Genomic DNA, 21,274 nt, shown 5'->3' on the forward strand with positions numbered 1-21,274 from the left:
TAAAATGAAGGCAGCGTCGCGCATGCTCATTCAGTTGAACGGTGAATCTTTTGAACTACCGGACGGTGAGACCGTTGCGGACCTGCTGGCACGTCAGGAGCTGACCGGCCGCAGGGTTGCGGTCGAGCTGAACCTGGACATTGTCCCGCGCAGCCAGCACGCCGAGACGGTACTCAAAGCAGGCGATCAGGTAGAAGTAGTGCACGCCATCGGTGGCGGCTAGGTTTTGCCCCCGCTTCATGCTCGCCCCACAGTGCACACAATTAAAGAGGACTCCCGATGAGCAACGTTCGCAGCGACAAGCCTTTTATCCTGGCCGGCCGTACTTACCAGTCGCGTCTGCTGGTAGGCACCGGCAAGTACCGTGACCTTGAAGAAACCCGCCTGGCCATCGAGGCCTCGGGTGCTGAAATCGTCACCGTTGCTGTGCGTCGCACCAACATCGGGCAGAACCCGGGCGAGCCGAACCTGCTCGACGTGTTGCCGCCGGATCGCTACACGATCCTGCCCAACACTGCCGGTTGCTATGACGCGGTAGAAGCCGTGCGCACCTGTCGCCTGGCCCGCGAACTGCTTGATGGGCACAAGTTGGTCAAGCTCGAAGTACTGGCCGACCAGAAAACCCTGTTCCCCAACGTTATCGAAACCCTCAAGGCCGCCGAGATTCTGGTCAAGGACGGTTTCGACGTGATGGTTTACACCAGTGATGATCCGATCATTGCCCGCGAGCTTGAAGCGATGGGCTGTATTGCCGTGATGCCGCTGGCCGGCCTGATTGGCACCGGTTTGGGGATCTGCAATCCCTACAACCTGCGGATCATCCTGGAAGAAGCAAAAATCCCGGTGCTGGTCGATGCGGGTGTGGGTACTGCCTCCGACGCGACTATCGCCATGGAAATGGGCTGTGAGGCGGTGCTGATGAACTCGGCCATCGCCAACGCCCAGCACCCGATCATCATGGCCGAAGCCATGAAGCACGCCATTGTGGCGGGCCGTCTGGCGTATCTGGCCGGGCGCATGCCGAAAAAACTCTATGCCAGCGCCTCTTCGCCGCTGGATGGTCTGATCAAGTAAGAGCCACTGATGACTGAATCACTAGACACCCCAATCCCGGAAGAAGGCGAAGATCGCCAACACCGTCGCATCAAGAGTTTTGTGATGCGCGCCGGGCGCATGACCGAAGGCCAGCAACGTGGCCTCGATCAAGGCACGCCGCTGTACGTACTGCCGCTGGCTGACGCGCCGGTCGATTTCGATCAGGTGTTCGGTCGCTCGGCGCCGCGCACTCTGGAAATCGGCTTTGGCATGGGCCACTCCCTGCTGGAAATGGCGGCTTCTTCGCCTGAGCAGGACTTCATTGGTGTAGAGGTTCACCGCCCGGGTGTTGGCGCGCTGCTCAATGGCGTACTGACCCAGGGCCTGACCAACCTGCGGGTTTACGATTGCGATGCGATCGAAGTCCTGACCCGCTGCGTGGCCGACAACAGCCTTGACCGTCTGCTGTTGTTCTTCCCGGACCCTTGGCACAAGAGCCGTCACCACAAGCGCCGGATCGTGCAAGCGTCCTTCGCTGAACTGGTGCGCTCCAAGCTCAAGGTCGGCGGCGTGCTGCACATGGCTACCGACTGGGAACCGTACGCTGAATACATGCTGGAAGTGATGAACGTTGCGCCGGGCTATCGTAACCTGGCCGAAGACGGCCTGTGCGTCCCACGTCCGCCTGAGCGCCCGGTGACCAAGTTCGAACGCCGCGGCGAACGTCTTGGGCATGGCGTGTGGGATTTGAAGTTCGAAAAACTGGATTAATCGTTTTTTCTGATACCGGCCTCACCCCGCTTTGGGGCCGGTCAAACCTGTAGCCGCTGCCGAAGGCTGCGATCGAGCGCGAAGCGGTCGCGCGTCGCAGGAAGGTCCTTCGGCCCTTATCGCAGCCTGTGGCAGCGGCTACAGATAGTTTTCAGCGCCGATCCGCAACTACCCCGATCAACACCAGCACCACCAACAATACCGGCGCCAGGCTGTAGTTGTTGAACTGGCCCAGTCCGCGTTCGACCCACGGCGTGGCGTAGATCAGGGCTGCACCGCTGCCGATCAGGCAGAGCAAAGCCATCAGCGGCACGCGCAAGGCGCCCGCAACACTGCCCAGGCGTTGTTCGACCCAGCCCTTGAAGTCGGCACCAAACAGCACCAGCAAGCAGCCAATCAGGGCCAGAGCGATCTCCGAGAGGTGGCTGCGGCTCCAGCGCGATACGGTGGCAAGCAGGTCAAGTACCAAGTCCATTCGAGTTCCTTAAGTCAAAAAGTGCTGCAGCAAGTCGTTGAGAAACAGCTGGCCTCGGGCAGTTGCCGCCAGACGTGACGGTTCGACCTGCAATAAGCCACTTTGTTCGGCTGCTTCGCGTCCTGTTTTCAGGCTATCAAGCGCCAGTCCTGTGCGCTGGGGGTAAAGCGCCGAGTCGACGCCATCGGTCAGGCGCAAGGCGTTCATTAGAAACTCAAAGGGTAGCTCTTCGGCTGTAAGGGTTTTCTCGCCTGCCTGAAAGTTTTTGGCTGGATTGAGGTAGTCCTTTGGTAGGCGAGTTTTCCAGGTGCGCTGGATACGGCCATCGGGATGGCTCAGTTTGCCGTGGGCACCGGCGCCGATACCGATAAAGTCGCCAAAGCTCCAGTAGTTGAGGTTGTGCCGCGCCGGGCGACCGGGCTGGGCATAAGCCGATACTTCGTACTGGGCGTAACCGTGTTCGGCGAGCAGCGCCTGGCCGGCTTCCTGGATGTCCCACAGCGTGTCGTCTTCGGGCAGGGTCGGTGGCTGGTTCCAGAACACCGTGTTGGGCTCCAGGGTCAGCTGATACCACGACAGGTGCGTCGGATTGAGGGCAATAGCCTGGCGCAGGTCGCTCAGGGCGTCGTCCAGCGACTGATCGGGCAAACCGTGCATCAAGTCCAGGTTGAAGTTGTCAAAGCCCGCCTGGCGGGCCATGCCGGCCGCACGCACGGCTTCGTCACCGTTGTGGATGCGGCCCAGGGCCTTGAGCTTTTGCTCCTGGAAGCTCTGGATACCAATCGACAGGCGATTGATCCCCAGCTTGCGGTAGGCCACGAACTTTTCCTGCTCGAACGTACCGGGGTTGGCTTCGAGGGTTATTTCGATGTCGCCGGCGAACGGGATGCGGGCTTCAACCCCTTTGAGCAGACGGCCCAGCGCCTGGGCGCTGAACAGGCTCGGGGTACCGCCGCCGAAGAAGATCGAGCTCAGTTCGCGGCCATACACGGCGTGCAGGTCTTGATCGAGGTCGGCCAGCAGCGCGTCGACGTATTCGTCTTCAGGCAGCACGGGGCTGGCGGTATGGGAGTTGAAGTCGCAATACGGGCATTTGCGCACGCACCACGGAATATGGATGTACAGCGACAGCGGCGGCAGTTGCGTCAGTGGCGCGCGCGGCGCCTGCTGGGTAAAGCCAGCCTCACTGAGAAAGAGCGGCTGGGGAGGTGTGTCGTGGGTCATTTCAGGCCCAAACGCTGACGCAGCAAGACCATGGCGCGGGCGCGATGGCTCAGCTGGTTCTTTTCGGTGGGGCTCAGTTCGGCGCTTGAGCAGTTGCGCTCGGGCACCCAGAACAGAGGGTCGTAACCAAAACCGTGCTCGCCACTGGCGGCAGGCAGGATGCGGCCGTGCCACAGGCCCTCACAAATGATTGGCAGCGGATCATCGGCGTGGCGCACCAACGCCAGCACGCACACGAACTGCGCGCCGCGCTCGGCTTCGGGCACGTCCTTGAGGGCGTCGAGCAGCTTGGCGTTGTTCGCCGCGTCACCCTTGCCGTCGGCATAACGCGCCGAGTAGATACCCGGCGCGCCGCCGAGAAAGTCCACGGCCAGCCCCGAGTCGTCAGCCAGTGCTGGCAGCCCCGAGATACGCGCCGCGTTGCGGGCTTTAAGAATCGCGTTTTCAACAAACGACAAGCCGGTTTCATCCGGTTCGACGCTGCTGAATTCTCCAATCGAGCGCAATTGCACCGACTCGCCGAGCATGGCCTGAAGTTCTTTGAGTTTGCCGGCGTTATGGCTAGCCAGTACCAATTGCGTGAAGTTCATCATTAGAGCGGAGCGACCAGTTGAGAGAATTTTAAGTCTGAAGTTTCGCCGTTGATCTTGAGTTCGATGTCAAAAACAAAGGTTTGAGGCTTATTGACCGGGAACTGGGCGAAATAATCGATCGCGCCGCTGTCATCGATCACTTGCTTGAAGGTCAGGGGAGTGGCTTTTTTCTCGCCCTCTGCGCGCACAGTACCTTTGATCGTGCTGGCGACTTTTTTGCCGGCCGTGTCCAGGTTGATGTTCAGCCCGCCGAGCTGCTTGCTGCGTTCCAGCTTGTATTTCTGGGCAATGGCGGGGGACAGGAAGTCCGACATGTAGGCGTTGTAATTCACTTTTGTCTGGCCGACGACCAGTGCTCCGGCTGCCATTGCCTGCATGCCAAAGCACATCGAAAGCAGTAGTAATCCAATACGACCCATCATTGTCTTTCTCCTTGAACTCGCTGATTTAAACCGCGACCTGATGATCCTGAAGGCCAGGGCTGCTGACACGATAAATGCCAATCTCGCCCAACAGGTTAGGCCATATTTTGCTCGCCCACCCGTGTCGGTGTTGTTGATCTACGGCAAGGCGGTTGATCACGCGTGCTTCACGCTCGCGACACAGCGCCTCGAAGTCTTCGAAGGTGCAGAAGTGGATGTTCGGCGTGTTGTACCAGGTGTAGGGCAAAAAGTCGGATACCGGCATCCGCCCCTTGCTGGCCAGGTACCAGCGGCAGCGCCAGTGGCCGAAGTTGGGGAAGGTGATGATGCACTGGCGACCCACGCGCAGCATTTCGTCGAGGATCCGGTCGGGGTAATGCACGGCTTGCAGCGCCTGGGTCATGACCACGATGTCGAAACTGTTGCTGGCGAAGTTGCCCAGCCCCTTGTCCAAGTCTTGCTCGATAACGTTGATGCCTTTGGCGACGCACTCGGCGATGTTGTCCGGGTCGTTCTCCAGGCCGTAGCCGGTGACTTGCTTGTTGTCGCGCAGCCAGCTCAGCAGTTCGCCATCACCACAACCGAGGTCGAGCACGCGGCTGCCGGCGGGGATCCAGTCTTGGATGATTTCCAGGTCGGCTCTCATGGCGTTCTCACAGTTCTATGCGGTTCATGTAATTGCTGAAGGCTTGCAGGTAGCGGGGGATCGGGATCAGGAAGGCGTCATGGCCTTGCGGAGCGTCGATCTCCAGGTAGCACACGTCTTTTTTCGCGGCCATCAGTGCATCCACCAGTTCCCGCGAGCGGGCTGGTGAGAAGCGCCAGTCGGTGGTGAACGACATCACGCAAAAGCGCGCCTTGGCCCCGGCAAAGGTTTTGGCCAGGTCGTCGTCGAAATTGGCCGCAGGGTCGAAGTAATCCAGCGCCTTGGTCATCAGCAGGTAAGTATTGGCATCGAAACGCCCGGAAAACTCCTCGCCCTGATAGCGCAGGTAGCTCTCGACCTGAAACTCGACGCTGTGGAAGTCGTAGTTGAGGTTTTCGTTTTTCAGGCCCCGGCCGAACTTCTCACCCATCGAGTCATCGGACAGGTAAGTGATGTGCCCCACCATGCGCGCCAGCATCAGGCCGCGTTTGGGGATCACGCCTTTTTCCTGGAACGAACCGCCGTGGAACTCGGGGTCGGTGAGGATGGCCTGGCGGGCGACTTCGTTGAATGCAATATTTTGCGCAGACAACTTGGGCGCCGAGGCAATGGCCAGGCAGTGGCGCAGGCGATCCGGGTAGCTGATGCTCCACTGCAATGCCTGCATGCCGCCCAGGCTGCCACCGATCACAGCCGCCCATTGGTTGATACCCAACCGGTCAGCCAGACGTGCCTGGCTGTGGACCCAGTCTTCGACGGTCAGTACCGGGAACTCGGCGCCAAACGGGCGACCGGTTTCGGGGTTGATGCTGCTTGGGCCGGTAGAGCCGTTGCAGCCGCCCAGGTTGTTCAGGCTGACGACAAAGAACTTGTTGGTATCAATCGGCTTGCCAGGGCCGATGCAGCTGTCCCACCAGCCGGGCTTGCGCTCATCGACGCTGTGAAAGCCCGCCGCGTGATGGTGGCCGGACAGCGCGTGACAGATCAGCACGGCATTGCTGCCCGTGGCATTGAGCTGGCCGTAGGTTTCGTAAATCAGGTCATAGGCAGGTAGTGAGCGGCCGCAGGCTAAAGCCAGGGGCTCGTTGAAGTGCGCAGTTTGCGGCACAACCAGACCAACGGAATCGGGGGGAAAGGCAGCTGGCATCGACCCTGCTCTCATTTAAATGAGGCGTAAGTCTAATGAGCGGGGGGCGCAGCAGCAAGCAATGGTGCAAAACCCTGTAGCCGCTGCCGAAGGCTGCGATAAGGTCCACAGGACCTTTGTCATGCTTGATAACAACGGGGTCGCTTCGCAACCCGTCGCAGCCTTCGGCAGCGGCTACAGCGTCAGGGTTTTGAGTCAGCCAGCCCCGGCAAATCCGGCAGTTTTTTCGGGGCGTGCAACCGCACCCGTTTCTGTCGGTTGAGTTCGCCGCTGATCAGGCTTACCTGGCTTTTCGAGATGCCGAATGCCTTGGCCAGAAAAGCCATCAGGTGGGCATTGGCCTTGCCTTCTACCGGTGGGGCGGTGAGACGGATTTTCAGGCGGTCACCGTGCAGGCCGGCAAACTCATCGCTGCTGGCCTTGGGTTGCAGGTGACAGTCGAGAATCAGGTCCTCGCCGTCCCAACGGTAGTAGCTCATCAGATCAGGCCGAACAACACGACCGGCATGCCGACGTACATGGCCAATGGCGGGATCACGAAGCTCTGGATGAGCTGGATCAACATGAATGCCAGGATCGGCGAGATATCCAGGCCGCCCATGCTTGGCAGAAAGCGGCGGAAGGGTGCCAGCGCAGGTTCAGTGATCTGGTTGACCAGTTCAGCGCCCGGGCTGGTGCTGCCAGGTGCAACCCACGACAGGATCACGCTGATGATCAGGGCGAAGAAGAACACCTTCAAGAACAGCGCGGTCACGCCGATGATCGCCCAGGCCAGCAGGCCCAGCACGTTGAACGACATGTAGCTGAGTGTCAGCACGACGGCGAAGATCACCATCTGCACGACGATGGCCAGCACCAGCGAAGACATGTCCAGGCCGAACACGCTCGGGATCACTCGGCGCAAAGGCTTGAGCAGCGGCTGCGTGGCCTTGACCGTGAACTGGCACAGCGGGTTGTAGAAGTTGGCACGTACCAGTTGCAGGATGAACCGCAGCAGGACGATCAGCAGGTAGAGGCTACCCAGGGTTTGAATTACAAAAATGGCAGCGCCATTAAGTCCGGACATCATGTGCTCCTTATTGACCCAGTTGTTCGGCCATTTCGGCCGAGCGGTGCGCGGCGGCACTCAATGCTTTTTCGACCATGGTTGCAAAACCATCGGCCTGGAATGATTTGATCGCGGCTTCGGTGGTCCCGGCTGGCGAGGTCACGCGGCGACGCAGTTCGGCGGCGTCCACATCGCTGCTCACGGCCATGTGCGCTGCGCCCAGAGCTGTCTGCTCGGCAAGCTGCTTGGCGACTTCGCGGGGCAGGCCGAGTTTGACGCCGGCGTCGGTCATCGCCTCGATCAGCAGGAAGAAATACGCCGGGCCACTGCCAGACACAGCGGTCACGGCATCGATCTGCGCTTCAGTCTCAACCCACACCACAATGCCCACGGCGCTCAACAGTTGCTCGGCCAGTTGGCGTTGCTCGGTGCTCACGTCGGCGGTGGCGTACAGGCCGCTCACGCCCTTGCCCAGCAGTGCCGGGGTATTGGGCATGCAGCGCACCAGCGGTTGGCTGCCCAGCCAGTTGAGCAGGCTGGCGCAAGTGATGCCTGCGGCAATCGACACCAGCAGTTGATGCGGCAACAGATGCGGGCGCAGGGCTTGGCACACGGCTTTCATGGCCTGTGGCTTGACCGCTATCACAATCACATCGGCGCCCTGAATGGCCTGTGCGTTGTCGGCAAACAGTTCGATGCCATGCTCGGCTGCCACTTTGGCCCGAGTTTCGGCGCCCGGATCGCTGGCGCGGATCTGTGCAGCGTCCAGACCTTTGGCCAACAGGCCGCCGATCAGGCTGGTAGCCATGTTGCCGGCTCCGATAAAGGCAATACGCGTCTTGCTCATAACAGATCCTTATAAAAAATGAGGTCGGTCTTCTCAGGCCTGGCCGTAGTCGCGGGCGCCGAAGAGTGCAGTACCAATACGCACCCAAGTGGCACCTTGGGCAATGGCCGATTCCAGGTCGTGGCTCATGCCCATGGAAAGCGTGTCGAGCCCCAGGTTCAGGCTTTCTTGCAATTGGCGAACGGTCGCGAAAGCGGCGTCTTGTTCGGCGCGGTCTTCGGTTGGTTCCGGTATTGCCATCAAGCCGCGCAACTTCAGGCGTGGCAACGCACTGATAGCGTTTGCCAGAGCAGGCAAGTCTGCCGGGGTGCAGCCCGATTTACTGGCCTCACCACTGACATTGACTTGAATGCAGATGTTGAGCGGCGGCAGTTCTGCCGGGCGTTGTTCTGACAAACGCTGGGCAATTTTGAGCCGGTCCACGGAATGCACCCAAGCAAAATGCTCGGCGATGTCGCGCGTCTTGTTCGATTGAATGGGGCCGATGAAGTGCCAACTCAAGGGCAGGTCGGCTAATTCAAGCTGTTTGGCGCGGGCTTCCTGCAGGTAGTTTTCGCCAAAGTCGCGAACCCCTGCGGCATAGGCTTCACGCAGCGCGGCGGCAGGTTTGGTCTTGCTGACCGCGAGCAGGTGGATGCTCGTCACATCACGTTGCACAGCCAGTGCTGCGGCACGGATACGCGCCTCAACTTCAGCAATGTTGTCAGCTATCGTGGACATTCGTTAAGCCCGCCGTTGTGAAAGTCTGCGGCATTCTACTGGAATTGGGAGGGGGGATGGATATCACCGACCTGTTGGCGTTTGGCGTCAATCACGGGGCTTCGGACTTGCACCTGTCGGCGGGTGTGGAGCCCATGCTGCGCATTGATGGTGAAGTACGGCGCAGCGGGCTGCCCGAGTTGGCGCCCGGTGAGGTGTGTGAACTTATCCACAGCGTGATGAGTGACACCCAGCGCCTGGCGTTTGAGTCGCATCACGAGGCGGATTTTTCATACGCGGTGCCCGGTTTGGGTCGCTTCCGGGTGAACGCCTTCGAACAGCAACGCGGTGCGGGGGCTGTTTTTCGCAGCATTGCGCAGGGGGTACCGAGCCTTGAATCGCTGGGCCTGGGCGAAGTGTTCAGCCAGCTCTGCCATATGCCGCACGGGCTGGTATTGGTCACGGGGGCGACCGGCTCGGGCAAGACCACGACCCTGGCGGCAATGATTGATCACCTCAACAGCACCCGCCAGCAGCACATCCTCACTATTGAGGACCCGATTGAGTTTATCCACGAGTCGCGCCAATGCCTGATCAACCAGCGCGAGGTGCATCGCGACACTTGCAGTTTTGCTGCGGCGTTGCGTTCGGCCATGCGCGAAGACCCGGACGTGATCATGCTGGGCGAGATGCGCGATCTGGACTCCATCCGGCTGGCGCTGACGGCCGCAGAAACCGGGCACCTGGTGTTTGCCACGCTGCACACGCCTTCGGCGGCCAAGACCATTGACCGGGTGGTGGATGTTTTCCCGGCTGAAGAGAAGGCGATGGTGCGCGCCATGCTGTCGGAGTCACTGCAGGCGGTGATTTGCCAGACGCTGGTCAAGAAAGTTGGCGGGGGACGGATTGCGGCGCACGAAATCATGCGGGTTACGCCTGCGATTCGGAATCTGATTCGGGAAAACAAGGTGTCGCAGATGGTTTCTGCGATCCAGACCGGCGGGGCGGTTGGCATGCAGACGCTGGAGATGAGCCTGAACAGGCTGAGGGAGCGGGGGCTGACACACTAAGCCGTGGGAGCCAGCCTGCTGGCGAAAGCAGCGCTTCGGTGTGCCAGAACTGCCTCGCGGCCTGCCTTCGCGGGCAGGCCCGCTCCCACAGATCAGGTGTGATGCTTTAGCGTTGCACAACCTGCAGCGGTGTTTTCTCTTTAGGGAGTACACGCTTGGCGACCACGTAGTGGCTCTGCCAGTAAGGCTTGTTCAGGGTGTCGATGGTTACCGACTTGCCCCGACGCGGAGCATGGATAAACCGGTCGTTGCCCAGGTAGATGGCGACATGGTTGACCTTGCGGCTCTTGATGTTGAAAAACAGCAAGTCGCCTGGTTTCAGATCCTTGCGTTCGATCTTTTGCCCATGACCGCTGGCCATTTCGCTGGAGGTGCGAGGCAAATCGACTGCCGACACGTCGTTAAAGGCATATTTGACCAGCCCGCTGCAGTCAAACCCTTTACTTGGGCTGCTGCCGCCCCAACGATAAGGGGTACCCAACACGTTTACAGCGCGGCTCAAAACCGTGCTGCTCTGCTTGTTGGCGGCGGCCAGTGAAGCGGTCGCAATTTTGCCGGGGGCTTTGCGGTGGGCTTTACTGGACGCAGGACGTGCTACGGTTTTGCTCGTGGTCTTGCTGTTAGAGGCTACAACGGTGGCGTTCGCAGATGATTTTGCGGTGTAGCCAGTGAAGCCTGTAGGAAGATGTTGCTCACGATTGGTGGCGTGGGCGGCCAGTGGCAATAATAGGCAAATGGTTAGCCATGTCTTGAATATAGGACGCATTCGGCAGGGCTCAATGGTTATAAACGCGAAACTTTATAACAGCTTTTTTGTCCTTTCTCAGGCCATTTGTCGGTTGGACTATGGGGTCAAATTCCGCAAACGTGGTGGCAAATTGTCACATGGCAACGGTGCAGGTCAGGTACTACAAGGCTTTGCGCCAATTCTTGTAAGACACTTTTACCTGTTGCGCGACAGTAAAAAAGTCACAAAAAAAACCACAATATTTTTCTATCAACAGCAAAGAGGGCATTCATGAGCGGCTATCGAGATGATGTACAGCGCGATACTCACAGCAAAGTGCTGGGCTATTTGCTGTGGATTTTTGGTTTTCTGGGGGCGCACCGCTTCTATTACGGCAAGCCGGTAACCGGGACGATCTGGTTTTTCACCCTGGGCTTGCTGGGTATTGGCTGGTTGATCGACCTGTTCCTGATCCCGAGCATGGATCGTGAAGCCGACCTGCGTTTCACCTCAGGTGACACCGACTACAGCGTGGCCTGGATTCTACTGACGTTTCTGGGGTTGTTCGGCGTACACCGCATGTACATGGGCAAATGGATCACGGGGATCATTTACCTGTTTACCGGTGGTTTGTTCCTGATCGGTATCCTTTATGACTTCTGGACCTTGAACGAGCAGATCTCGATCAAGAACGCCGAGCGTCGTTAACTCACAAGCCCTGCCCCTGTGGGAACGAGCCTGCTTGCGAATGATCTTCGCGAGCAGGCTCGCTCCCATGACGACAGGTTGTTTGTACCGCGTTAGCCTTCGAAACTGATCCGGCCATCCACCAGCGTGTAACGCACGGCACTCGGCAGGCAATGGCCGAGGAACGCGCAGTTGTCGCCTTTGGAAAGCCAGGTTTCACCGGCTACGGTCGAGGCCGCCGGATCAAACAGGACCAGGTCCGCAGGCGCACCCACCGCCAGCTTGCCGGCAGGCAGGCGCAGGGCCTGAGCCGGGCCGGCGCTGAGACGCGCAAGCAGTGTCGGCAAATCGAGCAAACCGTCTTCCACCAGGGTCATGGCCAACGGCAGCAGCAGTTCAACACTGCTCATGCCCGGTTCGGTCGCGGCGAACGGTGCCAGTTTGGCGTCGCGTTCGTGAGGCTGGTGATGGCTGGAGATGGCTTGCACCACACCCGATTTCACTGCCTCGCGCAGACCGTCGCGATCGGCACGGGTGCGCAGCGGCGGTTGCACGTGATAAACGCTGGAGAAATCCACCAGTGCTTCATCCGTGAGGATCAACTGGTACAAGGCCACATCGGCCGTGACTTTCAGGCCGCGAGCCTGGGCCTGGGCGATCAGGGCCACACCCCGGGCGCTGGTCAGCTGGCTGAAGTGTGCACGCACGCCGCTTTGCTCAACCAGCAGCAGGTCGCGGGCCAGGGCCACGGTTTCGGCAGTTTCAGGAATGCCCGGCAAACCGCGGAACGCCGCCATCGGGCCGTCGTGGGCAATGCCGCCTTCTGCCAGGTCGCGGTCCTGGGAGTGGAAGATCACCGTCAGGTCGAACGTTGCGGCGTATTCCAGCGCCCGGCACAGGGTGCGGGTGTTGGTGAAACTGTTGAGGCCGTTGCCGAAGGCGACGCAGCCGGCGTCACGCAGCGCAATCAGTTCTGCCAGCTGTTCGCCGTCCAGGCCTTTGCTCAGTGCCCCGATCGGGAACACTTTGCAGTTGCCGGCTTCACGGGCACGGTCAAGGATCAGCTCGGCGACCGCCGAGGTATCCAGGACTGGCTTGGTGTGCGGCGGGCAACACAGGCTGGTGACGCCACCGGCCGCAGCTGCGCGGGTTTCGCTGGCAATGGTGCCTTTGCGGCTGTAACCCGGCTCGCGCAGGGCGACATTCAGGTCAACCAGCCCGGGAGCGGCCACCAGGCCTTTGGCCTCGATGGTCTGGGTCGGGGTGAAACCGGCTGGCGCTGCGCCAATGGCAATGATCTTGCCGGCTTCCAGATGCAGGTCTGTCACTTGATCCAGTTGGCTGGTCGGATCAATCACGCGGGCGCCGAGAATGCTGAGCTTCACTGGGCGTTCTCCTGTTCGAATTGGCGCTGGGCGGTTTGCCCGCTCATGGTCATGGACAACACGGCCATGCGCACGGCGATACCGTAGGTGACCTGGTTGAGAATGACCGATTGCGGACCATCGGCTACCGCCGATTCAATCTCGACCCCTCGGTTGATCGGGCCCGGGTGCATCACGATGCAATCGGGTTTGGCGCCGGCCAGGCGGGCAGTGGTCAGGCCGAACAGGCGGTAGAACTCGCCTTCGCTCGGCAGCAGGCCGCCCGACATGCGCTCGCGCTGAAGGCGCAGCATGATGACCACGTCGACGTCTTTCAGGCCTTCGGTCATGTCGGTGTAGACCTTCACGCCGTATTGCTCGATGCCGATCGGCAGCAGGGTTTTGGGCGCGATCACACGGATGTCCGGGCAGCCGAGGGTCTTGAGGGCGATCATGTTCGAGCGCGCCACCCGCGAGTGCAGGATGTCGCCGACAATGGCCACCGACAGGTTTTCAAAGCTGCCCTTGTGCCGGCGGATGGTCAGCATGTCGAGCATGCCCTGTGTCGGGTGAGCGTGGCGGCCGTCGCCACCGTTGATGATCGCGACCTGCGGGCACACGTGCTCGGCGATGAAGTGTGCGGCACCGGAGTCGCCGTGGCGTACCACGAACATGTCGGCGGCCATGGCTTCAAGGTTGCGCAGGGTGTCGAGCAGAGTTTCGCCCTTGCTCGCGGACGAGGTCGACACGTTCAGCGTGATCACGTCGGCAGACAGGCGCTGGGCGGCCATCTCAAAGGTGGTGCGGGTGCGGGTGGAGTTTTCAAAGAACACGTTGCACACGGTCTTGCCGCGCAGCAACGGGACTTTTTTCACCGCCCGGGCGCCGACTTCGAGGAACGAGTCTGCGGTGTCGAGGATTTCAGTCAGCAGCTCACGGCGCAAACCGTCGAGCGACAGAAAGTGGCGCAGCTGGCCCTGATCATTGAGCTGCAGCGGGCGCTTGGCGTCTGTAGGCGTCATCGCAATGGTCTCTTAGAGGGCGAGGTCTTGAAGTTCGAGTGTCAGTGGTTCCGGGCCGGACAATTTTACCCGCTCGGACGGTTTGAGTGGCAAGGTTGCCCCCACCACATCGGGGCGGATCGGCAGCTCGGCGGCGTCCAGGTCCAGAAGGCTGACCAGGGTCACACTGGCGGGACGACCGTAGTCGAACAATTCGTTGAGTGCGGCGCGGATGGTTCGACCGCTCATCAGCACATCGTCGATCAGCACCAGGTGCTGGCTTTCGATTTCAAACGGCAGCTCGGAAGGGCGCACTTGCGGGTGCAGGCCGTTCTGGCTGAAGTCATCTCGGTAGAACGACACGTCCAGTGTGCCCAGCGGTGCGTCACTGTTCAGGGCGCGCAACAGCGCCTGGGCAACCCAGATACCGCCGGTGCGAATACCGATAAAACGTGGCTCGGTGATACCGCGACGGGCCAGATGGGCCTTGAGGTCGAGGGCCATCTGAGAGATCAGTTCAGCAGGGACAGGCAGGATCATGGTGGCTCCTTAAAAGGCCCGCGCAGCAGAGTGTGCAGCGGCGGGCGCAAACAATGAGGCGCGTCATTCATACGAACGCAGAGTCAGTCTTGGGATTGAACCGGGTTTGCGTCGAGCCAGCCTTGAAGCACCAGTTTGGCGGCGATGGCATCAACGGGGTTGTCGCGGTAAGTGCCGCGCTGGCCGCCCTGGGCCCGGCGTTCGCCTTTGGCCTCGAAGGTGGTCAGGCGTTCATCATGGGTAAACACTGGCAGATTGAAACGGCCATTGAGGCGGTTGGCAAATTTTTGCGCCCGGGCGCAGAACTCGCTCGGGGTGCCGTCCATGTTCAGGGGCATGCCGACCACCATCGCGTCGGGCTGCCATTCCTTGATCAGTTTTTCGATCTCTTCCCATTTCGGGATGCCGTTTTCGGCTTTCAAGTTGCACAGCTCGCGGGCCTGGCCGGTAATCATCTGGCCGACAGCAACGCCGATGGATCGTGTGCCGTAGTCGAAGCCCAGCAGTAAGCGAAGGCTGGCCATCAGGAATGGCCTGCTTGACGGGTTAGCAAATTGAGGTTCACTCCGAGGTGTTTGGCGGCCGCGTCGAGGCGCAGCTCGCTTGGGGTTTCAAACAGAATGTGGGCGGAATATGGGCAGGTCAGCCATGCGTTGTCGACCAGCTCGGCCTCCAGTTGGCCGGCTTCCCACCCGGCATAGCCCAGGCAAATCAGGCTGCGGTGCGGGCCGCGCCCGTCAGCAATACTGAACAGCACATCGGCGGACGTGCTCAGGGCCAGCCCGTCGTCGAGCTCGGCCGTGGCATCAAAGCTGATGCCCGAGGGGTGCAGCACAAAACCACGGTCAATCATCACCGGCCCACCGCCATAAATCGGCACGTGCTGGCAGAGGGGCGAAGAGAGTTTTTCCGGGCGCAACTGCTCAAGAATATCCGCCAGGCTCAGCTCCAGCGGGCGGTTGACCACCAGCCCCATGGCCCCATTGGCCGTATGCTCGACGATGTAGGTCAAGGTCTGGGCAAAGTTCGGGTCAGCCATATGCGGCATGGCGATCAGGAATTGATGCTTGAGGTAGGTCGGGGCGTGGTTCTTCATGAGTATTAGTGTGGCGCTGGCAAGCGGAACTGACAAGTTGGCGAGTGATAAAAGCCTTTGTAGCCGCTGCCGAAGGCTGCGATAAGGTCCGCAGGACCCGCCCCATCAAACGGCAACTGTGGGAGCGAGCCTGCTCGCGAAGGTCGTTCGCGAGCAGGCTCGCTCCCACAATAGGGCTGGCCTGCAACAGAGTATCTACAGGTTTTATCTCAGTTGCTGGAAAGCCGGTCGCCCTGGGCGAATTTCCAGGTGCGGATGATTTCCAGCCGGTCGATATCTGACAGGTCGCCGGTGAAGGGTGCAAAGGGGGCGGCCAGGCGCACGATGCGCTGCGCGGCCTGATCCAGCAGCGGTTGCCCCGAGGACTCAAGCACCAGCACTTCATGCAGCGAGCCATCGCGGTTGATCGACACCAGCAGGCGCAGCTTGCCGTAGATCTTTTCCCTGCGGGCCTGCTCGGGGTAGTTGAGGTTGCCGATACGCTCGATTTTCTTGCGCCAGTCCTCTTTGTACCAGGCGCCCTTGTCGCGCATGGTCGAGGCCGCGCTCATGCGGTAGATCTTCGGGCGTTTGGCGTACAGCTGCTGCTCGTTGGCCAGTTCGGCTTCGAGGCTGGAAATCTCGCTGGACAGCTGGGAGCTGTCGAACGTCGGGATATTGGCCTTGGGCGCCGCTTCGGTTTTGACCTTTTGCGGCTGGCTCGGGGCTTTTTTCGGGGTTGGCGCTACCGTGGTCACGGCGGCCTTGGGGGCGGCCTGGGTCTGCTCGGGCCTGGCGGCAGGCGGCGGGGTGACCTTTTTTACGATGTTGTCCTGGAAGGGCGCAATTTCAGTGGTCTTGGGCACGGCTTTCTTGTCCAGCGTGCCGCTGCCCTGCTGGTTGTCCTTGGCTAGAAAGTCCGCCTTTTCCGGGGCTTTTTCGCTTTTGAAGGTGGAGAGGGTGATCTCCAGGGTTTTGCTGATCTGCTTGGGCTCGCTCATGCTGAACCCCACACCCACGATCACCGCGATATGAAGCAACGCTGCGATAAACAGGGTAAATCCCAGGCGATCGGCCGCGCGCACGCCTTTATGGCTGAGCTCAGGGGGCAGGTCGCTGGGGAGTGTCATGGCAAAAAGACCAACATCGCGGGTTTCACAGGCTGCGCATGATAGCGCAATGTTGGTCGTTTTCTGGAGGTTGCAATCAGCGTGCGGCGAGCTTGCGCTCAATGGCGTCCATCAGCAGGGCGCCGATATTGGTGCCGAACGCATTGTCGATCTCGCGGATACAGGTCGGGCTGGTGACGTTGATTTCCGTCAGGTGCTCGCCGATCACGTCCAGGCCAACGAACAGCAGGCCTTTTTCACGCAGCGTCGGGCCGACCTGGGCGGCAATCCAGCGGTCCTTGTCGCTCAACGGACGGGCTTCGCCACGGCCGCCAGCGGCCAGGTTGCCGCGCGTTTCGCCAGCTGCCGGAATGCGGGCCAGGCAGTATGGAACTGGCTCGCCGTCGATCATCAGGATGCGTTTGTCGCCGTCCTTGATTGCCGGCAAATAGCCTTGCGCCATGATCTGTTGGGTGCCGTTGGCGGTCAGGGTTTCGAGAATCACTGACAGGTTCGGATCGCCCACCCGGTGACGGAAAATCGACGTCCCGCCCATGCCGTCCAGCGGCTTGAGGATCACGTCGCCGTGTTTGGCTGCGAATTCACGCAATACATCGGCGCGGCGGCTGACCACGGTCGGTGGCGTGCACTGGGTGAACTGGGTGGCGAACAGTTTTTCGTTGCAGTCGCGCAGGCTTTGCGGCTTGTTGACGATCAGCACGCCATCGCGCTCGGCTTGCTCTAGCAAGTAGGTCGAGTACACGAACTCCATGTCGAAGGGCGGGTCCTTGCGCATCAGGATCACGTCCAGATCGCTCAGGGCCGTGTCGGTCTCGGCGTCCAGCTCAAACCATTTTTCCGGGTTGGCGAACACCTTGAGCGGCTTCATCCGTGCGCGGGCCTTGCCTTCATTCAGGTAAAGGTCCTGCTGTTCCATATAGAACAGGGTCCAGCCGCGATCCTGGGCGGCCAGCAACATGGCCAGCGAGCTATCCTTTTTATAGGAGATGCCCGCAATGGGGTCCATGACAATCCCGACTCGAACGCTCATGGCTAATTCCTCAAATAAATAGTGGGCGCAAAGGCTTTGAAAAGTGGCGCCAGAGTGGCGCTGAGTGTGGCCCCGGTCAAGGAAAAACCACCTGCTCCAGACTGCCTGGGGGCCTCCGATAGATTGAAGGTCGTGACTGTGCTAAAAAGGCTCGCACAGTACTTGCAGCCCTTGTCCATCAAGGTGTTGGGGTTTTAGGCCGCATAGTTGTAACAAAATGGGTCGCCGTGGCGATGGTAGAGCACATATGGAAAAGCATTCCAGCGCCTTGAAGGTGATGGTGATTGACGATTCAAAAACCATTCGCCGCACCGCCGAAACACTGCTGAAAAACGTGGGCTGCGAAGTCATTACCGCCATCGATGGTTTTGATGCGCTGGCCAAGATTGTCGACCATCATCCACACATCATCTTTGTCGACATCATGATGCCGCGTCTGGATGGCTATCAAACCTGTGCACTGATCAAGAGCAACCGGGCATTCAAATCGACCCCCGTGATTATGCTGTCGTCCAAGGACGGCCTGTTCGACAAGGCCAAGGGGCGGATTGTGGGCTCTGATCAATTTTTGACCAAGCCCTTCAGCCGCGATGAGCTGCTGAGCGCAATCAGGGCTCATGTGCCAGCCTTCAATATCGTACAAACTGCTCAATGACCCCGGCCAGCCGGCTAATCATCTTATAAATGGGGAACACCATGGCTCGCATTCTGATCGTCGATGATTCGCCGACCGAAATGTACAAATTGACCGGCATGCTGGAAAAGCACGGCCATGTAGTACTCAAGGCTGAAAACGGCGCAGATGGCGTCGCACTGGCGCGTCAGGAAAAACCCGATGTGGTGTTGATGGATATCGTGATGCCGGGCCTCAATGGCTTTCAGGCCACCCGTCAACTGACCAAAGACCCCGAAACCAGCTACATCCCGGTGATCGTCGTGACCACCAAAGACCAGGAAACCGACATGGTCTGGGCACAGCGCCAGGGTGCCAAGGGCTACCTGACCAAGCCGGTGGATGAAGAAAAGCTGATCCTGAAGGTGAAGAAAGTGCTGGAAGAAAACCCTCCAAAATGACGGCCACCCTATGCCTGGCGCACTGACTGCCTTCGAACTGCTGCTAGAAATCGACCAGCGCTGTCGATCGCTGGCGGCGGGCCTGGCGCCTGCGCAAGCGCAGCTCGACACCTGGAGCGGTATCGGCTTTCGGATCGGCGAGCATTGTTTTGTGGCGCCGATGGGCGAAATTGCCGAAATCCTCCATGAGCCTCGGTTCACCTTGTTGCCGGGGGTAAAACCCTGGGTCAAGGGCGTGGCCAATTTGCGCGGGCAACTGCTGCCGATCATGGATCTGTGCGGCTTTTTCGGGGTTGAGCTGTCGCCCTTGCGCAAACAGCGCCGGGTGCTGGTGCTGGAATACAAAGACGTGTTTGTCGGGTTGCAGGTCGATGAAGTACAGGGCATGCAGCACTTCGCCCACGCCGACCTCAATACTGGCACGCAGGCATTGCCCCACCCCATGTTTGCGCCCTATGTGCAGGGCCATTTTGCCGAAGAGCACCCCTGGTGGGTGTTCAGCCCCTTTGCCCTGGCCCGGGCGCCGCAGTTCTGGGCGGTGGCAGTGTGAGCCGGCAACGCTGTTTGCCTTCAGCTTTAAAACGGGATCTCAGGACCTGATCGATGACCACAGCCAATACCGCTAAACCAATGGAAGGGTCGCGCAGTCGTTCGCAGATCATCGTGCTTTTTATCGCCCTGATCGTGTTCATCATGCTGTTGTTCGCCAACTTTGCTTACCTCAATACCCAGTCCAACTACGACAAGCAATACATCAGCCACGCGGGTGAATTGCGCGTCTTGTCCCAGCGCATTGCCAAGAACGCCACTGAAGCCGCCGCCGGTAAAGCCGCCGCGTTCAAGCTGCTGATTGATGCGCGCAACGATTTCAGCCAGCGCTGGGGTTATCTGAAAAAAGGCGATCCGGTCACCGGCCTGCCCCCCGCGCCCCCAGCCGTACACAAGGAAATGCAGGCCGTTCAGCGTGACTGGGAGCTGCTGCTGAACAACGTCAATGCCATTTTGGCCAGTGAGCAAACCGTACTGTCGCTGCATCAGGTGGCCGCGACGCTGGCCGAGACCGTGCCGCAGTTGCAGGTCGAATACGAGAAAGTCGTCGATATCCTCCTGCAGCGTGGCGCACCAGCCAGCCAGGTGGCGTTGGCCCAGCGTCAGTCGTTGTTGGCCGAGCGGATATTGGGTGCGGTCAATACGGTGCTGGCCGGCGACGAAAATGCCGCCCAGGCGGCCGGTGCCTTCGGGCGGGATGCCAATCGCTTCGGGCAAGTGCTCAACGGCATGCTCGAAGGCAATGAAGGGCTCAGGATTTCCCAGGTCGAAGACAAGGACGCCCGGGCCCGCTTGCAGGAGATTTCGGAGCTGTTCCAGTTTGTGTCCGGTTCGGTGGATGAAATCCTCGAAACCTCGCCGCAGCTGTTTCACGTGCGTGAGGCGGCGAACACCATTTTCAGCCTGTCCCAAACCCTGCTCGATGAAGCGTCGACCCTGGCCAACGGTTTTGAAAACCTCGCCAGCGGGCGCTCACTCGACATTATCGGCGGCTATGTACTGGGTTTGCTGGCCCTGGCATCGATCATCCTGATTGGCTTGGTGATGGTGCGTGAAACCAATCGGCAACTGCGCGAAACCGCCGAAAAGAACGAGCGTAACCAGACCGCGATCATGCGTTTGCTGGACGAGATTGCCGACCTGGCCGATGGCGACCTGACCGTGACCGCCTCGGTGACGGAGGACTTCACGGGGGCCATCGCCGACTCGATCAACTACTCCATCGACCAGTTGCGCGAGCTGGTGGCGACCATCAACCTCACTGCGGGCCAGGTGGCAGCAGCCGTGCAAGAAACCCAGGCCACCGCCATGCAGTTGGCTGAGGCCTCAGAACATCAGGCCCAGCAAATCGCCGAGGCGTCGGGGGCGATCCAGCAAATGGCCCACTCCATCGACCAGGTGTCGGCCAACGCTTCCGAATCTTCGGCGGTGGCCGAGCGTTCGGTGGCCATTGCCAACAAGGGCAACGAAGTAGTGCACAACACCATTCATGGTATGGACAACATCCGCGACCAGATCCAGGACACGGCCAAGCGGATCAAACGTTTGGGCGAGTCTTCCCAGGAAATCGGCGACATTGTCAGCCTGATTGATGACATTGCCGACCAAACCAATATTCTGGCGCTGAACGCGGCGATTCAGGCCTCGATGGCCGGGGATGCCGGGCGCGGGTTTGCCGTGGTGGCCGACGAAGTGCAGCGCCTGGCCGAGCGTTCGTCGGCTGCAACGCGCCAGATAGAAACCCTGGTGCGGGCGATTCAGGCCGATACCAACGAGGCGGTGATTTCCATGGAGCAAACCACTACTGAAGTGGTGCGTGGTGCCCGCCTGGCCCATGACGCCGGGGTGGCGCTGGAAGAGATCGAAGGCGTGTCGCAAAACCTCGCCGATCTGATTCAAAGCATCTCCAATGCGGCGCAACAGCAGACGACCTCAGCCGCGCAGATTTCCTTGACCATGAACGTGATTCAGCAAATCACCAATCAAACCTCGTCCGGCTCCACCGCAACCGCAGACAGCATTGGCAACCTGGCCAAAATGGCCAGCCAGCTGCGGCGTTCGGTGTCGGGCTTCACCTTGCCCGCCCCGTCAAAAGACCAGGGGCCAAAGTAGTGCGGCGC

27 protein-coding genes are annotated in these 21,274 nt (G+C 60.1%); 9 read left to right on the forward strand and 18 right to left on the reverse strand.

The genetic code is table 11. The features are described from left to right. The first annotated feature begins 22 nt into the window (after window positions 1-22). From thiS to trmB, 3 genes are read left to right on the forward strand one after another with little or no spacing between them, the layout of a single operon-like run. Window positions 23-223, forward strand: a complete 201-nt coding sequence (gene thiS, locus BLW11_RS05400) for a sulfur carrier protein ThiS (protein WP_016782550.1) — start codon at window positions 23-25, stop codon at window positions 221-223. 56 nt (window positions 224-279) lie between these two features. After that, window positions 280-1,074 carry a thiazole synthase gene (locus BLW11_RS05405; RefSeq protein ID WP_048361267.1) on the forward strand — a complete coding sequence of 265 codons (795 nt, stop codon included), beginning with the start codon at window positions 280-282 and terminating at the stop codon, window positions 1,072-1,074. A 9-nt stretch (window positions 1,075-1,083) separates the two neighbouring features. After that, window positions 1,084-1,806: a tRNA (guanosine(46)-N7)-methyltransferase TrmB gene (gene trmB, locus BLW11_RS05410; protein ID WP_048361266.1), complete on the forward strand. Its 723-nt coding sequence runs from the start codon at window positions 1,084-1,086 to the stop codon at window positions 1,804-1,806. 151 nt (window positions 1,807-1,957) lie between these two features. Here trmB and BLW11_RS05415 read toward each other — a convergent pair whose 3' ends face one another. The 10 genes from BLW11_RS05415 to BLW11_RS05460 form a co-directional block, all read right to left on the reverse strand. Continuing rightward, window positions 1,958-2,281 carry a DUF3392 domain-containing protein gene (locus BLW11_RS05415; RefSeq protein WP_048361265.1) on the reverse strand — a complete coding sequence of 108 codons (324 nt, stop codon included), beginning with the start codon at window positions 2,279-2,281 and terminating at the stop codon, window positions 1,958-1,960. Between the two features lie 9 nt (window positions 2,282-2,290). After that, the gene (gene hemW, locus BLW11_RS05420) at window positions 2,291-3,505 is read right to left on the reverse strand and encodes a radical SAM family heme chaperone HemW (RefSeq protein ID WP_048361264.1); all 1,215 of its coding nucleotides are present in this window, start codon (window positions 3,503-3,505) and stop codon (window positions 2,291-2,293) included. Next, window positions 3,502-4,098: an RdgB/HAM1 family non-canonical purine NTP pyrophosphatase gene (gene rdgB / locus BLW11_RS05425; RefSeq protein ID WP_048361263.1), complete on the reverse strand. Its 597-nt coding sequence runs from the start codon at window positions 4,096-4,098 to the stop codon at window positions 3,502-3,504. Before rdgB ends, hemW begins: the two co-directional genes overlap by 4 nt. Continuing rightward, window positions 4,098-4,520, reverse strand: coding sequence for a DUF4426 domain-containing protein (locus tag BLW11_RS05430; protein WP_241486160.1), 423 nt, complete (start codon window positions 4,518-4,520; stop codon window positions 4,098-4,100). The genes rdgB and BLW11_RS05430 overlap by 1 nt, the downstream gene beginning before the upstream one ends. A gap of 25 nt (window positions 4,521-4,545) precedes the next feature. After that, a complete protein-coding gene (metW, locus tag BLW11_RS05435) occupies window positions 4,546-5,166 on the reverse strand; it encodes a methionine biosynthesis protein MetW (RefSeq protein WP_048361262.1) in 621 nt (206 codons plus the stop codon). Between the two features lie 7 nt (window positions 5,167-5,173). Then, window positions 5,174-6,313: a homoserine O-succinyltransferase MetX gene (gene metX, locus BLW11_RS05440; RefSeq protein ID WP_048361261.1), complete on the reverse strand. Its 1,140-nt coding sequence runs from the start codon at window positions 6,311-6,313 to the stop codon at window positions 5,174-5,176. Window positions 6,314-6,495: 182 nt separating this feature from the next. Continuing rightward, a complete protein-coding gene (locus BLW11_RS05445; protein WP_048361260.1) occupies window positions 6,496-6,792 on the reverse strand; it encodes a DUF167 domain-containing protein in 297 nt (98 codons plus the stop codon). Beyond that, on the reverse strand, window positions 6,792-7,379 hold the full coding sequence (locus BLW11_RS05450) for a YggT family protein (protein ID WP_048361259.1): 588 nt from the start codon (window positions 7,377-7,379) through the stop codon (window positions 6,792-6,794). Before BLW11_RS05450 ends, BLW11_RS05445 begins: the two co-directional genes overlap by 1 nt. Before the next feature lie 10 nt (window positions 7,380-7,389). Next, window positions 7,390-8,208, reverse strand: a complete 819-nt coding sequence (proC, locus tag BLW11_RS05455) for a pyrroline-5-carboxylate reductase (RefSeq protein ID WP_048361258.1) — start codon at window positions 8,206-8,208, stop codon at window positions 7,390-7,392. Between the two features lie 33 nt (window positions 8,209-8,241). Continuing rightward, a complete protein-coding gene (locus tag BLW11_RS05460; RefSeq protein ID WP_048361257.1) occupies window positions 8,242-8,928 on the reverse strand; it encodes a YggS family pyridoxal phosphate-dependent enzyme in 687 nt (228 codons plus the stop codon). A 56-nt stretch (window positions 8,929-8,984) separates the two neighbouring features. On the opposite strand from BLW11_RS05460, the gene BLW11_RS05465 reads away from it, so the two are divergent. Then, window positions 8,985-9,977, forward strand: a complete 993-nt coding sequence (locus BLW11_RS05465; protein WP_048361256.1) for a type IV pilus twitching motility protein PilT — start codon at window positions 8,985-8,987, stop codon at window positions 9,975-9,977. A gap of 106 nt (window positions 9,978-10,083) precedes the next feature. On the opposite strand, the gene BLW11_RS05470 is transcribed toward BLW11_RS05465, so the two are convergent. Further along, on the reverse strand, window positions 10,084-10,743 hold the full coding sequence (locus BLW11_RS05470; protein ID WP_048361255.1) for a C40 family peptidase: 660 nt from the start codon (window positions 10,741-10,743) through the stop codon (window positions 10,084-10,086). Window positions 10,744-10,995: 252 nt separating this feature from the next. Between BLW11_RS05470 and BLW11_RS05480 the strand changes: the two genes are divergently transcribed. Further along, window positions 10,996-11,412, forward strand: a complete 417-nt coding sequence (locus BLW11_RS05480; RefSeq protein ID WP_048361254.1) for an NINE protein — start codon at window positions 10,996-10,998, stop codon at window positions 11,410-11,412. Between the two features lie 92 nt (window positions 11,413-11,504). Here the strand turns inward: BLW11_RS05480 and BLW11_RS05485 are convergent, their stop codons facing one another. The 7 genes from BLW11_RS05485 to gshB all read right to left on the reverse strand — a co-directional run bounded on the left by BLW11_RS05485 (window position 11,505) and on the right by gshB (window position 17,531). Then, the gene (locus BLW11_RS05485; RefSeq protein WP_048361253.1) at window positions 11,505-12,776 is read right to left on the reverse strand and encodes a dihydroorotase; all 1,272 of its coding nucleotides are present in this window, start codon (window positions 12,774-12,776) and stop codon (window positions 11,505-11,507) included. Further along, complete coding sequence (locus BLW11_RS05490) at window positions 12,773-13,777, reverse strand: aspartate carbamoyltransferase catalytic subunit (RefSeq protein WP_048361252.1); 1,005 nt, start codon at window positions 13,775-13,777, stop codon at window positions 12,773-12,775. The genes BLW11_RS05485 and BLW11_RS05490 overlap by 4 nt, the downstream gene beginning before the upstream one ends. Before the next feature lie 12 nt (window positions 13,778-13,789). Continuing rightward, window positions 13,790-14,296: a bifunctional pyr operon transcriptional regulator/uracil phosphoribosyltransferase PyrR gene (pyrR, locus tag BLW11_RS05495; protein WP_048361251.1), complete on the reverse strand. Its 507-nt coding sequence runs from the start codon at window positions 14,294-14,296 to the stop codon at window positions 13,790-13,792. Window positions 14,297-14,379: 83 nt separating this feature from the next. Further along, complete coding sequence (gene ruvX / locus BLW11_RS05500) at window positions 14,380-14,820, reverse strand: Holliday junction resolvase RuvX (RefSeq protein WP_048361250.1); 441 nt, start codon at window positions 14,818-14,820, stop codon at window positions 14,380-14,382. Next, window positions 14,820-15,392: a YqgE/AlgH family protein gene (locus BLW11_RS05505; RefSeq protein WP_048361249.1), complete on the reverse strand. Its 573-nt coding sequence runs from the start codon at window positions 15,390-15,392 to the stop codon at window positions 14,820-14,822. Before BLW11_RS05505 ends, ruvX begins: the two co-directional genes overlap by 1 nt. A gap of 209 nt (window positions 15,393-15,601) precedes the next feature. Beyond that, entirely contained in the window at window positions 15,602-16,501 is a 900-nt protein-coding gene (locus BLW11_RS05510) for an energy transducer TonB (protein ID WP_048361248.1), read from the reverse strand. Window positions 16,502-16,577: 76 nt separating this feature from the next. After that, window positions 16,578-17,531, reverse strand: a complete 954-nt coding sequence (gene gshB, locus BLW11_RS05515; RefSeq protein ID WP_048361247.1) for a glutathione synthase — start codon at window positions 17,529-17,531, stop codon at window positions 16,578-16,580. A 247-nt stretch (window positions 17,532-17,778) separates the two neighbouring features. Between gshB and pilG the strand changes: the two genes are divergently transcribed. From pilG to BLW11_RS05535, 4 genes are read left to right on the forward strand one after another with little or no spacing between them, the layout of a single operon-like run. Then, entirely contained in the window at window positions 17,779-18,186 is a 408-nt protein-coding gene (gene pilG, locus BLW11_RS05520) for a twitching motility response regulator PilG (RefSeq protein ID WP_048361246.1), read from the forward strand. A gap of 41 nt (window positions 18,187-18,227) precedes the next feature. After that, the gene (pilH, locus tag BLW11_RS05525) at window positions 18,228-18,605 is read left to right on the forward strand and encodes a twitching motility response regulator PilH (RefSeq protein WP_048361245.1); all 378 of its coding nucleotides are present in this window, start codon (window positions 18,228-18,230) and stop codon (window positions 18,603-18,605) included. Between the two features lie 10 nt (window positions 18,606-18,615). Continuing rightward, window positions 18,616-19,155 carry a chemotaxis protein CheW gene (locus BLW11_RS05530; protein ID WP_048361244.1) on the forward strand — a complete coding sequence of 180 codons (540 nt, stop codon included), beginning with the start codon at window positions 18,616-18,618 and terminating at the stop codon, window positions 19,153-19,155. Between the two features lie 53 nt (window positions 19,156-19,208). After that, window positions 19,209-21,266 carry a methyl-accepting chemotaxis protein gene (locus BLW11_RS05535; RefSeq protein WP_048361243.1) on the forward strand — a complete coding sequence of 686 codons (2,058 nt, stop codon included), beginning with the start codon at window positions 19,209-19,211 and terminating at the stop codon, window positions 21,264-21,266. The last annotated feature ends 8 nt before the right edge of the window (window positions 21,267-21,274 follow it).

Source organism: Pseudomonas deceptionensis (assembly GCF_900106095.1).
Taxonomy (GTDB): domain Bacteria; phylum Pseudomonadota; class Gammaproteobacteria; order Pseudomonadales; family Pseudomonadaceae; genus Aquipseudomonas; species Aquipseudomonas deceptionensis.

Bases quoted from the DNA above. Each gene is read 5' to 3' on its own strand.
- trmB (WP_048361266.1), top strand. From the start codon at position 1,084: ATGACTGAATCACTAGACACCCCAATCCCGGAAGAAGGCGAAGATCGC.
- pilH (WP_048361245.1), top strand. From the start codon at position 18,228: ATGGCTCGCATTCTGATCGTCGATGATTCGCCGACCGAAATGTACAAA.
- ruvX (WP_048361250.1), bottom strand. From the start codon at position 14,820: ATGGCCAGCCTTCGCTTACTGCTGGGCTTCGACTACGGCACACGATCC.
- BLW11_RS05405 (WP_048361267.1), top strand. From the start codon at position 280: ATGAGCAACGTTCGCAGCGACAAGCCTTTTATCCTGGCCGGCCGTACT.
- BLW11_RS05450 (WP_048361259.1), bottom strand. From the start codon at position 7,379: ATGTCCGGACTTAATGGCGCTGCCATTTTTGTAATTCAAACCCTGGGT.
- BLW11_RS05530 (WP_048361244.1), top strand. From the start codon at position 18,616: ATGCCTGGCGCACTGACTGCCTTCGAACTGCTGCTAGAAATCGACCAG.
- pilG (WP_048361246.1), top strand. From the start codon at position 17,779: ATGGAAAAGCATTCCAGCGCCTTGAAGGTGATGGTGATTGACGATTCA.
- thiS (WP_016782550.1), top strand. From the start codon at position 23: ATGCTCATTCAGTTGAACGGTGAATCTTTTGAACTACCGGACGGTGAG.
- proC (WP_048361258.1), bottom strand. From the start codon at position 8,208: ATGAGCAAGACGCGTATTGCCTTTATCGGAGCCGGCAACATGGCTACC.
- BLW11_RS05415 (WP_048361265.1), bottom strand. From the start codon at position 2,281: ATGGACTTGGTACTTGACCTGCTTGCCACCGTATCGCGCTGGAGCCGC.
- BLW11_RS05470 (WP_048361255.1), bottom strand. From the start codon at position 10,743: ATGCGTCCTATATTCAAGACATGGCTAACCATTTGCCTATTATTGCCA.
- BLW11_RS05510 (WP_048361248.1), bottom strand. From the start codon at position 16,501: ATGACACTCCCCAGCGACCTGCCCCCTGAGCTCAGCCATAAAGGCGTG.
- BLW11_RS05480 (WP_048361254.1), top strand. From the start codon at position 10,996: ATGAGCGGCTATCGAGATGATGTACAGCGCGATACTCACAGCAAAGTG.
- hemW (WP_048361264.1), bottom strand. From the start codon at position 3,505: ATGACCCACGACACACCTCCCCAGCCGCTCTTTCTCAGTGAGGCTGGC.
- pyrR (WP_048361251.1), bottom strand. From the start codon at position 14,296: ATGATCCTGCCTGTCCCTGCTGAACTGATCTCTCAGATGGCCCTCGAC.
- gshB (WP_048361247.1), bottom strand. From the start codon at position 17,531: ATGAGCGTTCGAGTCGGGATTGTCATGGACCCCATTGCGGGCATCTCC.
- metW (WP_048361262.1), bottom strand. From the start codon at position 5,166: ATGAGAGCCGACCTGGAAATCATCCAAGACTGGATCCCCGCCGGCAGC.
- BLW11_RS05460 (WP_048361257.1), bottom strand. From the start codon at position 8,928: ATGTCCACGATAGCTGACAACATTGCTGAAGTTGAGGCGCGTATCCGT.
- BLW11_RS05505 (WP_048361249.1), bottom strand. From the start codon at position 15,392: ATGAAGAACCACGCCCCGACCTACCTCAAGCATCAATTCCTGATCGCC.
- BLW11_RS05430 (WP_241486160.1), bottom strand. From the start codon at position 4,520: ATGATGGGTCGTATTGGATTACTACTGCTTTCGATGTGCTTTGGCATG.
- BLW11_RS05535 (WP_048361243.1), top strand. From the start codon at position 19,209: ATGACCACAGCCAATACCGCTAAACCAATGGAAGGGTCGCGCAGTCGT.
- rdgB (WP_048361263.1), bottom strand. From the start codon at position 4,098: ATGATGAACTTCACGCAATTGGTACTGGCTAGCCATAACGCCGGCAAA.
- BLW11_RS05465 (WP_048361256.1), top strand. From the start codon at position 8,985: ATGGATATCACCGACCTGTTGGCGTTTGGCGTCAATCACGGGGCTTCG.
- BLW11_RS05445 (WP_048361260.1), bottom strand. From the start codon at position 6,792: ATGAGCTACTACCGTTGGGACGGCGAGGACCTGATTCTCGACTGTCAC.
- BLW11_RS05490 (WP_048361252.1), bottom strand. From the start codon at position 13,777: ATGACGCCTACAGACGCCAAGCGCCCGCTGCAGCTCAATGATCAGGGC.
- metX (WP_048361261.1), bottom strand. From the start codon at position 6,313: ATGCCAGCTGCCTTTCCCCCCGATTCCGTTGGTCTGGTTGTGCCGCAA.